At 63.8% G+C, this 12,021-nt stretch carries 13 protein-coding genes and 1 pseudogene; 11 read left to right on the forward strand and 3 right to left on the reverse strand.

The window, feature by feature from the left end; all coding sequences use genetic code 11:
* The first annotated feature begins 32 nt into the window (after positions 1-32).
* The 5 genes and pseudogenes from BUB39_RS17375 to BUB39_RS17395 all read left to right on the forward strand — a co-directional run.
* Positions 33-971 (forward strand): ABC transporter substrate-binding protein, encoded by a 939-nt coding sequence (locus tag BUB39_RS17375; RefSeq protein ID WP_073055922.1) that lies wholly within the window; start codon positions 33-35, stop codon positions 969-971.
* Between the two features lie 134 nt (positions 972-1,105).
* Entirely contained in the window at positions 1,106-2,641 is a 1,536-nt protein-coding gene (locus BUB39_RS17380; protein ID WP_139251542.1) for a sugar ABC transporter ATP-binding protein, read from the forward strand.
* Positions 2,638-3,621, forward strand: a complete 984-nt coding sequence (locus BUB39_RS17385) for an ABC transporter permease subunit (protein ID WP_073055927.1) — start codon at positions 2,638-2,640, stop codon at positions 3,619-3,621. The genes BUB39_RS17380 and BUB39_RS17385 overlap by 4 nt, the downstream gene beginning before the upstream one ends.
* A 116-nt stretch (positions 3,622-3,737) precedes the next feature.
* Complete coding sequence (locus tag BUB39_RS17390) at positions 3,738-4,796, forward strand: ROK family protein (protein ID WP_073055929.1); 1,059 nt, start codon at positions 3,738-3,740, stop codon at positions 4,794-4,796.
* A 20-nt stretch (positions 4,797-4,816) separates the two neighbouring features.
* Positions 4,817-5,485 (forward strand): annotated as a pseudogene (locus BUB39_RS17395) (HAD family hydrolase); the annotation flags it as partial.
* Positions 5,486-5,628: 143 nt separating this feature from the next.
* Here BUB39_RS17395 and BUB39_RS25535 read toward each other — a convergent pair.
* Both BUB39_RS25535 and BUB39_RS17400 read right to left on the reverse strand, forming a co-directional pair.
* A complete protein-coding gene (locus BUB39_RS25535; RefSeq protein ID WP_175561890.1) occupies positions 5,629-5,766 on the reverse strand; it encodes a hypothetical protein in 138 nt (45 codons plus the stop codon).
* Between the two features lie 402 nt (positions 5,767-6,168).
* Entirely contained in the window at positions 6,169-6,591 is a 423-nt protein-coding gene (locus BUB39_RS17400; RefSeq protein ID WP_244540291.1) for a hypothetical protein, read from the reverse strand.
* Positions 6,592-6,938: 347 nt separating this feature from the next.
* Between BUB39_RS17400 and BUB39_RS17405 the strand changes: the two genes are divergently transcribed.
* Positions 6,939-7,562 (forward strand): hypothetical protein, encoded by a 624-nt coding sequence (locus BUB39_RS17405; protein ID WP_073056829.1) that lies wholly within the window; start codon positions 6,939-6,941, stop codon positions 7,560-7,562.
* A gap of 61 nt (positions 7,563-7,623) precedes the next feature.
* Here BUB39_RS17405 and nikR read toward each other — a convergent pair whose 3' ends face one another.
* On the reverse strand, positions 7,624-8,097 hold the full coding sequence (nikR, locus tag BUB39_RS17410) for a nickel-responsive transcriptional regulator NikR (RefSeq protein WP_073055933.1): 474 nt from the start codon (positions 8,095-8,097) through the stop codon (positions 7,624-7,626).
* A 126-nt stretch (positions 8,098-8,223) separates the two neighbouring features.
* Here nikR and BUB39_RS17415 point away from each other — a divergent pair, with 126 nt between their 5' ends.
* From BUB39_RS17415 to BUB39_RS17435, 5 genes are read left to right on the forward strand one after another with little or no spacing between them, the layout of a single operon-like run.
* Entirely contained in the window at positions 8,224-9,021 is a 798-nt protein-coding gene (locus BUB39_RS17415; protein ID WP_073055935.1) for a DUF4198 domain-containing protein, read from the forward strand.
* A 14-nt stretch (positions 9,022-9,035) separates the two neighbouring features.
* Entirely contained in the window at positions 9,036-9,647 is a 612-nt protein-coding gene (gene cbiM / locus BUB39_RS17420; protein ID WP_073055938.1) for a cobalt transporter CbiM, read from the forward strand.
* The gene (locus BUB39_RS17425; protein ID WP_073055940.1) at positions 9,644-10,201 is read left to right on the forward strand and encodes a cobalamin biosynthesis protein CbiL; all 558 of its coding nucleotides are present in this window, start codon (positions 9,644-9,646) and stop codon (positions 10,199-10,201) included. Before cbiM ends, BUB39_RS17425 begins: the two co-directional genes overlap by 4 nt.
* On the forward strand, positions 10,198-10,911 hold the full coding sequence (gene cbiQ / locus BUB39_RS17430) for a cobalt ECF transporter T component CbiQ (protein WP_073055942.1): 714 nt from the start codon (positions 10,198-10,200) through the stop codon (positions 10,909-10,911). The genes BUB39_RS17425 and cbiQ overlap by 4 nt, the downstream gene beginning before the upstream one ends.
* Positions 10,908-11,615 carry an energy-coupling factor ABC transporter ATP-binding protein gene (locus BUB39_RS17435; RefSeq protein WP_073055943.1) on the forward strand — a complete coding sequence of 236 codons (708 nt, stop codon included), beginning with the start codon at positions 10,908-10,910 and terminating at the stop codon, positions 11,613-11,615. Before cbiQ ends, BUB39_RS17435 begins: the two co-directional genes overlap by 4 nt.
* The last annotated feature ends 406 nt before the right edge of the window (positions 11,616-12,021 follow it).

Below are 12,021 nucleotides of genomic sequence, written 5' to 3' on the forward strand. Positions count from 1 at the left end.
GTGACCAACCCTGGTCTACTGGAGGAGTAGAGATGAAAAAGAAACTGGCACTTTTGGCGGCCGTCACATTTGCGGTCCTGCCCGGCATGGCGAGCGCTGAGGAGAAGCTCGACCGGGCCGGCATCACTGTCGGGACGCTCGGCAATCCGTTCTTCCAGCCGCTGATCAAGGGCGCGGAAGACGGTCTCAAGACCGGCAATGCGGATGTCCAGGTCACGGTCGTGGGCGCCGACTATGATCTCAACAAGCAGGCGTCGCAGCTCGATAGCTTCATCGCCGGCGGCTCGAAGATCATCATGCTGAACGCCGTCGACGTCGTCGCGGTGAAGCCCTTCGTCGAGAAGGCCAAGGCTGCCGGCATAATCGTCGCAGCGATGGACGTCTCGGCCGCGGGCGCCGATCTCACCGTCATGACCAACAATGTGCAGGCCGGCGAGATCGCCTGCGAGGACCTCGCCAAGCGCCTCGACGGCAAGGGCGATGTCGTCATCATCAATGGCCCGCCCGTCTCCTCGATTATCGATCGCGTCAAGGGCTGCAAGCAGGCCTTCGCCAAGCATCCTGACATCAAGATCCTTTCCGATGATCAGGACGGCAAGGCTTCGCGTGAAGGCGGCCTCGCCGTCATGCAGGCACTGCTGACCCGCTTCCCCAAGATCGACGGAGTCTTCGGCGCCAACGACCCGACCGCCATCGGCGCCGATCTCGCCGCACGCCAGCTGAACCGGCAGGAAATGATCATTGCCGGCGTCGACGGCTCGCCCGACATCGTGGCAGCGCTGAAGAGCGGCAACAGCCGTATCGTCGCGTCCGCCTCGCAGGACCCCTATGGCATGGCGCGTCAGGCTGCCGAGCTGGCTGTCGCCATGCTGAACGGCAAGAAGCCTGAACAGCAGACCACGCTTCTCGACACCAAGCTGGTGACGAAGGAAAACGTCGCCGACTATCCAGGCTGGGATGGAAAGCGCTAATTTCCGCCCGTTAAGCTGACGAAGAGACCATCAGGCCGCGCCCGCCTTCGAGCAGGCGCGGCCTTCGGTGACAGGGATCCGCCGAATTGTCTTCCATCGACGCGCATCAAACTGCCGCCACGCCCGTCCTTGAGATGCGCGGGATTTCAAAGACGTTCGGGACCATCCGGGCGCTCTCGAACGTCTCGCTCAAGGTCTATCCCGGCGAAGTCCATGCCCTGATGGGCGAGAACGGTGCCGGCAAATCGACGCTGATGAAGATTCTGTCGGGCGCCTATATCGCGGATGCCGGCGGCGAGATCCTCATCGACGGCCGCCCCGTCACGACCAGCGATCCTTCCGCCGCCAAGGCCAACGGCATCGCCGTGATCTATCAGGAACTGGCGCTCGCGCCGAACCTGACAGTGGCGCAGAACATGTTCCTCGGTGCCGAGCCGTCGCGGTTCGGCCTTCTCGATGCATCCGCATCGAAGGCGCGCGCAGAACCGATCCTCAAACGCCTTGGCATCGGCTTTTCACCGTCGACTCCGGTCGCGGCCCTGTCGCTCGGCGACCGGCAGATGGTCGAGATCGCACGCGCCCTGACGACCCAGGCGCGCATCATCGTCATGGACGAGCCGACGACATCGCTGACGTCGCGCGAGACAGACAAGCTTTTCGAGGTGATCGCAAGCCTCAAGGCGCAAGGCATCGCCATCATCTATATCAGCCATCGCATGGAAGAGATTTACCGGCTGGCCGATCGCGTCAGCGTGCTGCGGGATTCCGCCTATATCGGAACGCTGGAGCGCCGCGACCTCTCGGCGGCCAAACTGGTCTCCATGATGGTCGGCCGCGATCTTTCATCCTTCTACAAGAAGGACCATCGGGAACCGGTGGAAGGGCGCCGCAAGATGCTCAGCGTCCGCGACATCGGCGACGGACGCCATGTGCACCACAATTCGTTCGACGCCTATGCCGGCGAAGTGCTCGGCATCGCAGGGCTTGTAGGCTCGGGGCGGACAGAACTTGCCCGGCTCATCTTCGGCGCCGATGTCAAGACGAGCGGCACGGTGCTTCTCGACGGCAAGGAGCTTCATATTCGCAGCCCGCGCGAGGCCATGGACGCGGGGATCGCCTACCTGACCGAAGACAGGAAGGGCCTCGGGCTGTTCCTCGACATGTCGATCAACGAGAACATCAATATCGGCGTCATTGGCCGCGACGCCCTGGGCGCTGGGTTGCTCAATTTCGCGGCCGCCAATGCGCGGGCCGATACGGCCGTCTCGAACCTCTCGATCCGCGCAGCAAACACGCGCATCAATGTCGGAGCGCTCTCGGGCGGCAATCAGCAGAAAACCCTGCTGGCCCGCCTGCTCGAGACGGCACCCAAGGTGCTCATTCTCGATGAACCGACGCGCGGCGTCGATGTGGGTGCCAAGTCGGAAATCTACCGCATCATCGACGAACTCGCGAAGAGCGGCATCGCCATCGTCGTGATCTCCTCAGACCTTCCGGAGATCGTCGGCATCGCGGACCGCGTGCTCGTCATGCGCGAGGGTCACATCGTCGGCGAGGTTAAGGCGGCGATGGGCGCGCCGATCGACCAGGAAGCCATCATGACGCTCTCAACCGGAACGCAGGCCCCCGACGGGCGTGAAGCAGGCAAACAGGACGGAATGACGTCATGACCGCAGGTCAGAAAGAGAAGAGCGGCGCGGACAAGGCGAGGCTGAGGTCGACGCTGACCGCGCTCGGCATGTTGCCGGTGCTGGTGATCGTGGCGGTCGGATTCCATCTGCTCAGCGGACGCTTCCTGACGGTCAACAATCTCTCGATCGTCACGCAGCAGGCCTCGATCAATGTCGTCCTGGCGGCCGGCATGACCTTCGTCATCCTCACCGGCGGCATCGACCTCTCGGTTGGCTCGATTCTCGCGGTTGCCGCCATGGTCGCCGTGATCGTCTCGCTGTGGCCAGATGTCGGCATGCTCGGCATTCCCGCCGCCATCGCGGCCGGCTTCATCTTCGGCCTCGGCAATGGCGCGATCATCTCGTTCTTCCGATTGCCGCCCTTCATCGTGACGCTCGGCTCGCTGACGGCGGTACGTGGCGTTGCGCGCTTGCTTGGCGCGGATACGACGGTCTTCAACCCCGACCTCCCCTTCGCCTTCATCGGCAACGGGACCGTGGCCGGTATACCCTGGCTCGCGATCATCGCCGTCGCCGTCATCGCCGTCTCATGGTTCATCCTGAAGCGTACCGTACTCGGGACCTGGATCTATGCTGTCGGCGGCAACAGCGAGGCGGCCCGACTGACGGGCATCAAGGTGCCGCTGGTGCTGCTGTTCGTCTATTCGATGTCGGGCCTGCTCGCCGGCCTCGGCGGGGTGATGTCGGCGGCCCGGCTCTATGCAGCCAATGGCCTGCAGCTTGGCCAGGCCTACGAGCTCGACGCGATCGCGGCTGTCATCCTCGGCGGCACCAGCTTTGTCGGCGGCGTCGGGTCCATCTGGGGCACGCTGATCGGCGCCCTGATCATCGCAACGCTTTCCAACGGCCTTATCCTCGTCGGCGTTTCCGACATCTGGCAGTACATCATCAAGGGTCTCGTCATCATCGTCGCCGTTGGGCTCGACCGCTATCGACTGAAGGAAGGCACCCGTACATGACGGGTGCTACCGCAACCTGACCGACCGGAGGACGCGCCCCCAGACCTGCATGAGGTTTTGAACCATGCAGGCCGCCGATCGTTGCCTCGACAGCCTTAACGGATGTCGGAGGGTTCATGCTGGAGCGGCCGGTTTCCACCAACAGCTTTGCGCATGGCGCGGCCGAGCTGCCGTCCGTGGTCGTCAACGGCTACGGACTGGAGTTCAAGGAGAAGGGCAAATATGCCGGAGAGCGCGCCAATCGCCGTGCATTCTTCGATGCCCTCACCGACCTTTCGCGCCTCGCGCCCGCTCCTGACAGTGCCTTCACGCAGAAGCGGGCCCCGGCATTTTCGAAGCGGGAGCTGGAACGCATCCTCGCCAAGGGCGTGCCAGCTGATGCCGCTGTGGTCCTCGGCGCGATCGAAGTCTTTTCGGAGTCGCTCGCCTCGGTCATCGCCCGGTTCCTCAAGCACAAGAGCTGGGCCGGTGCGGAGCGGATTATCGTCGGGGGCGGGCTCAGCCATGGACGCCTCGGCGCCCTGGTGACCCATCGCACGAAGCTGCTGCTGCATGCGCAGAAGATAGCGGTCGACCTCGTCCCCATCCGCTATCACCCCGACGAAGCGGCGCTGATCGGCGCGGGCCATCTCATGCCGAGCTGGGTGCTCGACGGGCACGATGCGATGATCGCCATCGATATCGGCGGCACCAATATCCGGGTCGGCGTGGTCCGTCTCCGGCTCGATCAGGCGCCTGACCTCTCGCGGGCTGCCGTGTGGAAATCGACCGTCTGGCGCCATGCGGACGAAAGTCCGGCTCGCCAGAAGACCGTCGACCGCATGGTCCGCATGGTGAAGCGGCTGGCCGGCCTTGCCGCACGAGAGGGCTTCAAGGTTGCGCCGCTGATCGGCGTCGGCTGCCCCGGCGTGATCACCCATGACGGCTCGATCGACCGCGGCGGACAAAACCTCCCGGGCGGGAATTGGGAGAGCGAGCGCTTCAATCTGGCGGCGGCGCTTGCCAAGGGTTTTCCACACATCGGCGAGCACCAGACATCCGTCATCATCCACAACGACGCCGTGGTGCAGGGCCTCAGTGAAGTGCCCTTCTGCCGCGACACCAAACGCTGGGCCGTGGTGACCATCGGCACCGGTCTCGGCAATGCGAGCTTCGACAACAGGGCGAAACCCTGACAATCAGACAGGAACATTCCATGCGCTTCACGGCCCTTGCCACCGATTATGATGGAACAATCGCGCATGACGGCGCCCTAGAGGATCATACTGCTGCGGCACTAGGGAGGCTGAAAGGCTCCGGGCGGAAGCTTATCATGGTCACCGGCCGGGAGCTGGACGAGTTGATCGCGGTGTGTCCGCAGCTTGGCCTCTTCGATCTGGTCGTCGCCGAGAATGGCGCGCTGCTCTACGACCCGTCGACGGCCGCCGTCACGGCAATCGCGCCGCCGCCGTCCGAGGCCTTCGTGGAACGGCTGATCGAGCGTGGCGTCGGGCCGATCTCGGTGGGCCGGTCGATCGTCGCGACATGGGAGCCACATGAGACGGTCGTGCTCGAAGTGATCCGCGAGATGGGCCTGGAGCTGCAGATCATCTTCAACAAGGGCGCGGTGATGATCCTGCCTGCCAATGTCAACAAGGCAACGGGACTCGTCTTCGCGCTCGACAAGCTTGAAATGGCCGCCGACGCAGTGGTCGGCGTCGGCGACGCCGAGAATGACCACGCCTTCCTCGCGATGTGCGGTTGCTCGGCTGCTGTAGACAATGCGATCCCCGCGCTGAAGGAGACCGCCAATGTGGTCCTCGCGCGCGCTCGGGGGGCCGGCGTCGCCGATCTTTGCGACGCAATGATCGCGGATGATCTCGCCGGCCTGCTGAGCCTTGAACAGAAGAAAAGAGGTACAACAAACGCCGTATGACGGCGTGGCTTATTGATATCCGTTGAGTATTGACCCGGGATCTCCAGTGGAAGCTGACTTGGCCTGATGATGGTGTCTGGATCAGACGGCGGTCAAATTCGGCATTTTCTCCTTGGTTGTTTTGCCTGGTCTTGGCCCGCCTCGACGATCGGCTTGCCCTGACCCGTGAGCACATCAACCTGGCGCGGCGTCGCGGCGATCTCTTCTGGCTTGTGGCGCTTTCTTGCCATCGTTCCATCCATCCCAAATGGTCCTCGGATCAACATAGGGGATGGATGGCTTCAAGGGTGCAAACCACCTTCATGACGTCGGCTATTCTGCGAACAAGATCCCTGTTAGGTGCAGTCCCTTGCGCCACATGGTTTGAGCGCAGCAATACGAGCAGCGCGGACCCGGCTCGGCGTTCGTCAAGTCACTCGATGGCCGGTTGATAGGCCGACCTGCACGCGGGATCCTCGCGTTTGAGAAGTCGCAACTCTGGATCAAGCCGCCGCATACGAGGATGCAGCTTCAGCCAGCCGTCCGGACGACTCGAAGTCCAGAACGCGGCGCTTGTCGGCATAGTCGATTGGCAGGCGAGGGCGGCGACCGATCGATGGTCCGCGCCACTTCGCCGGGCGGACATGGCGCTCCTACTGGAGGGCGGCGTCGACGGCGGTCCTGATCCAGCTGTCTGGACTGACGCCGGACGCCTTCGAGCGTTCGCTGAGCGCATCGACAACGGAGGGCGGGAAGGCAACGTCCAATATGATCTCGTCGGCGTCCTGAAGGGCATAGACAGTCCGTGCCACTCGGCCAGCAAATCGCATGACTGCAGTGATTTTCGCGGCATCGGAGAGACATGATTCAGTGGCGACCTCGCCGCAAAAGGCCGAGATGAGCTTGTCGATGAGAATAGCGGACAGCACCCCTTCGGTCTTCAGATCGTCAACCGCGGCGTTCAGCCTGCTCACGTCGGCGAAGGCATCGCCGTTAGGGAGCAACAGCTTGATTCGCGCCGCATCGGCAGCTTCCAGCGGTTTCGTCGGACACTCGAACGCCGCAGCCGATGTCACCGGCACAGCGCCGATGGCGAGAAGGAAAACCGCGGCTGCGAGTGATAGGCCCTACTTCATGACGCACTCCGTTGGAGGATGATAGGTTGACGCCCGCTTTCCCACGTCCGGCAACAGACGAGCGCTGCGGAGGTGCACGGCTGATACGGAGCATGCAACTGCACCAGAGGCGACGCAAGCGGTTGTAGAGGACCGATTGCTGCCGTCATTGTCTTGATGATCGAATGAAGAGTTTGATGGGGCTCAGCCGCGCAGACACAGCGCTCCTGCGCGTCGCCGAGCTGGGGTAGACGTCCGTGAGACCCGGCCATAGACTGATTGGAGTGCGTTCGAAGGGAGAGTTGCGCGTGTCCGAGGGCGTTAGGAAGCTGGCAAACGATAGCGAAGCTTATGTGGAGCGCGAGATCGTCGCGATCTTTAGCGATGAAGCCTCGCTCAACAACGCCGTCGATGACCTCATGGAGATCGGCGTTACACGCGCGGATCTCAGCGTACTGGCACGCAGGGATGAACTGGCTGGGGTTCCAACCGAGAAGCTCGAGGACAATGCCAGCACGCCGCGCTCGGCCTATGCATCTCCCGATGCGCGTACCGAGGGTCTAGCCGCGGTCACCGGCGGTCCGGCGCTTGTCGCAGGACTTGGCGGCGCCTGGGCGGTCGGTGCGGTTGGCGCGGCGCTCGTGCCGGCCATCGCCATCACAGCGGGCAGCGCCGCGGCGCTCGGCGCCGTGGGCCTGCTGTTTGTCCGCTTCTTCGGCCGCAAGCATGCTGCCCATATCCAGGATCAGATCGATGCTGGCGGCCTGCTGCTCTGGATTCATGCTCCGGAGCCGAGCGGAGACACGGCGATCCTGGATATTCTCGCGAAGCGAGGCGCTCGCCACGTTCACGTCCATGTCCTGACGAAGCACTGGGGCACGGACGACGTGCCGCTGCACGGATTCAATCCCGACCCGTTGCTCGGCCGCTGACACCCATCGATCGCGAGCGGCCTGCGGGCGGCTTCGCCACGAGCCTGCAGACGGGCGGGATTCAGAACCCGCTCAGGACCTTCAGGTGCCTGTGTTCGTGATCGACGCCACCCCGATGGGCATGCGATGAGCGGTGTTCGGCCACTGGAATGAGGCTAAGGGCGCCATGCATGACGCCGCGCTCCATGAAGAGCGTTTCAGCATAGGCCGACACCGCGCCGACCCGGCCGCGCATGAGCGTCACATCAAGTGAGGTTGTGTGGTCGAGCGGCACCGAGAGCGAGGCGATCGCCTCATCGTGTCGATCCAGTCGGCCCTGCGGCACGCGCGCCGCCAGGTTGCGCACCGACTGGTCGACCGTGCAACTGACGACGCCGAAACAGTTTGCTTCGGCTGGCGCCTGCGGGCGTGCCGAAAGGCCGCGGCGTACCAGATCGCGAATGGCCTCTGAGAGGCTGACTGCGCCTGTGCTCGACATATAGGCGTCGAGCGCCGACGCCAGATCGTCATCGATGGCGATGGTGGTTCGCTGCATGGACGTTCTCCCGTTGCGATCGCGAAAATAGGTCGAACGCCGCATCCGCACAACGAAGCCGGCAGGGCTTGTCGCTGGGCAGAGTTTGGTATGATATTATTCCAATAATTTCATACTGGGGTTGGCATGCACAGGTTGGTTTCCTCACTTTGCGGCGGTCTGGCAGCTGTCATCTTCGCTTCCGCTCCGGCGATGGCGCATTTCCAGGAGATCATTCCTTCCGCCGACGTCTTGCCAGATGGCGGCCCAGTCACGCTTGGCCTTGTATTCACGCATCCCTTCGAAGGCGGTCCAGTCATGGACATGGAGCGACCTGTCAAAGTGGGCGTGCTTGCTGGCGGCAAGAAGACCGATCTGAGCGCCGCGATCACCGAGAAGCGGGTCGATGGGAAGGAGGCCTGGACGCTCTCCTACGATGTGAAGGAGCCGGGCGCGGCGATCTTCTATGTCGAGCCAAGGCCTTATTGGGAGCCGCCCGAGAACAAGATGATCGTCCACTATGCCAAGGTGGTCGTCGATGGCTTCGCCTCGGGCGCGGGTTGGGACGAACTGGTTGGCCTGCCGGTCGAAATCCGCCCCCTCACGCGCCCGACGGGGCTGTGGACCGGCAATCTCTTTTCGGGCGTCGTCCTGAAGTCGGGCGAGCCGGTTCCCTTCGCCGAGGTGGAGGTCGAATTCGTCAATGACGGCGGGGTCGCTGCACCGAACGATGCCTTCATCACCCAGGTGATCCGCACCGACGCCAACGGCACCTTCAGCTATGCGATGCCGCACCAAGGCTGGTGGGGCTTTGCCGCGCTCGTCGAGGGCGACAAGCGAGGCAGTGCGCCGGACGGCCGGGAAGTCCCCGTCGAAGAAGGTGGACTCATCTGGGTCAAGGCGACCGACATGGGCGTGAAGCCGCCGACAGGCGCTGAGCCGTAGCGGAGCGAGCGACAATGGCGCATATCCCCGACGGCATCCTCTCGGCGCCCGTCCTGATCGCCGGCGGCGCCATAGCCGCTGGCGGAGTGGGGCTGGGGCTGCGCCGGCTCGACGATCGGCTGATCCCCAGGGCAGGCATCCTCGCTGCGACAGTCTTCGTGGCGTCGCTGTTTTCGGTGCCGGTCGGTCCGTCGAGCGTCCACGTGCTGCTGACGGGCTTGATGGGAATCATGCTCGGCAGCGCGACGTTCCCGGCCGTGCTGGTCATGCTGGTGCTGCAGGCGCTGCTGTTCGGCTTCGGCGGGCTGACGACGCTGGGCGTCAACACGGTCAATATCGCGCTGCCGGGCGTCGTGTTTGCGATGCTGCTCGGCCCGGCGATCCGCAATGCCAGCAGTGTCGCCGTGCGCGCGGGGCTTGCCGGCCTTGTCGGCGCCTTGTCGGTGGCCGGTACGGGCGGGCTCGTCTCGCTATCGCTCGCCCTGTCTGCCTCCGAATACACGCCGGTGGCTCGGGTGCTGATCGTGACCTACCTGCCGCTGATGATCGCCGAGGCTTTCGTCACCGCGGCGATCATCACCTTCCTGGCGCGGGTTCAGCCTGACGCCTTGAGGCCGGCCGCATGACCCGCCTGTTCGGGCTGGTCTTCATCGCGATGGTGCTTGGCTCGCCGGCGCAAGCTCACAAGCTGAAGGTGTTCGCAGCCGTTGAGGGCGACGCGGTCAGCGGCTATGCGTTCTTTATTGGCGGCGGCCGGCCGGAAGGCAGCGCCTGGATCGCCAAGGATGCATCGGGAAATCGCATTGCCGAAGGTTCGACCGATGGCGAGGGACGATTCGCTTTCGACCTCCCGAAGGCCATCGCCTCGGCTGTGACGATTACCGTCGATACGCACGAAGCGCACATCGCTTCGACAACCCTCGCCGCTTCCCGCCTCGGCCCGATCGCCTCCGATTTGCCCCCCACCGCCGCGCTCGAAGTGTCCGCCGCCCCGGCCGCGACGCCCGATCCGCAACTGGCCGCGCTGGTGAGCACTGCCGTGCAGAAGCAGGTCGAGCCGCTGCTGGAGCGCATCGAGCAGATGGATGCCCGGCTGCGCTTCGTAGACGTGCTGTCCGGGATATTCCTGATCATCGGCCTTGTCGGTATCGGGCTCTGGGCGAGCGGGAGGCGCCGATGATGCTACCCGGCGACCCCAGACTGCGTCTCGTCGCCGCCCTGCTGATTGTCGCCAGCATTTCCCAGTTAAAGTCGTTGCCGGTCGCTGGGATTGCGCTGGTGCTTGTCCTGGCTACGGTGCTTATAAGCCGTCCCAAGCGGGGAGTCTGGCTCCGGCTGCTGCATGTCGAGGGGTTCATGCTGCTCCTGTTCGCGACGCTGCCGTTCACCGTCGAAGGCCCGCCTCTGTTGACGATCGGTCCGTTCACAGCGAGCGCCGCGGGGCTCTGGCGCGCCATCCTCATCGCGATGAAAGTGTCCGCTTCGGTGCTGACGCTGACGGTGCTGCTTGGCGACATCGAGCCGACGCGCCTGGGAGCGACGCTGCGGGACCTACATGTGCCCGAGCGGCTCAACCGCCTGATCGTCATGACGGTGCGCTATATCGATCTCATTCGCGATGAGGCTCGGCGTCTGCACGAATCGATGCGTGCCCGGGGCTTTGCACCGCGCTCGAACCGCCACACCTGGCGCAGTTATGGCAATCTAGTTGGCATGCTGCTGGTCCGCTCGCTGGATCGCGCGGCGCGCGTCGAGGAGGCCATGCTCTGCCGTGGCTATAGCGGGCGATTTCCGTATCGTGGCCTGCCTATACCGACGCGGCTGGACTGGATCCGTTTCACGCTGATTTCGAGCCTGGGCATCCTCGCCGTGATGGCGGACCGACTTTGAGCGCGCTCCTTTCCCTCGATGGCGTCACCGTCACCCGTGCCGGCAAGACGGTTCTGGCCGGCGTCGATCTCGCTCTCTACCAAGGCGAAAGGCTGGCGGTGATCGGACCGAACGGGAGCGGCAAGACGACCCTGCTGCGCACCATTGTCGGGCTTGAGCAACCTGCCGGCGGCCGCATCCGCCTTTTCGGGGAGGACTGCTCGAACGAGCGGCAGTTTCGCCGCTTTCGTCCTCGCATCGGCTTCCTGTTTCAGGACAGTGACGACCAGTTGTTTTGTCCGAGCGTGATCGAGGATGTCTCCTTCGGACCGCTCAATATCGGCTGCAGCCATGCGCAGTCGATGGAGCGCGCGCAGGCAGCGCTTGACGACCTCGGCATAGGCCACCTTGCCGACCGGATCAGCCATCGGCTTTCCGGCGGAGAAAAGCGGCTCGTCTGCCTAGCCGGGTTGCTCGCCATGAATCCCGAGGTGCTGATGTTGGACGAGCCGACCAACGGAGTCGATGCGGATAATGGACAATTGCTGCTCGCCGCGCTCAACGCCTACCGGGGGGCGATGCTGCTCGTATCCCATGACGTCGAGTTTGTAAGCCAGCTAGCGACCCGCGCGGTGGTTGCGCAGCATGGGCGGCTGTTATCCGCCGAAATCCATGAGCACGTGCATTTCCATCATCACCGGCACGTCCACACGAAGCCGGAATAGGGGCGCCCACGGCACTTGTGACATCGGCCCTCAGCTCGACCAGAGCCGACCTGCAGCCAGCCACACCACATTGACCATAATAGTTGCATGCATCGACCAGAAGCTTCGCCCCCGGATGACAGGCGGAGACCAACCATTCCCGCCGCCACCCGCGAGGTCAACTAGCGCGAGAATGTGCAGTCGGTCGATCTTCCATATGGGAGATGGATCACGCCCTCGGCGTGCGGCAATACGAAAACTGGGGCTCAGAGGAGCCTGCGGTGGTGACGATCGCCCCATGGTTGCCGTCCCGGAGCCATGAATTTTCCATAATCCTTGCTCGCAGCACGGTGATAATTGTCTCCATTCGTGTTTGTCTGCGACAGGGATTCGGGCTGATGCCTGTGGGGGAAGGGCTCTACACGGC

The sequence above is a fragment of the Kaistia soli DSM 19436 genome, assembly GCF_900129325.1.
In the GTDB taxonomy this organism is placed as follows: Bacteria; Pseudomonadota; Alphaproteobacteria; order Rhizobiales; family Kaistiaceae; genus Kaistia; species Kaistia soli.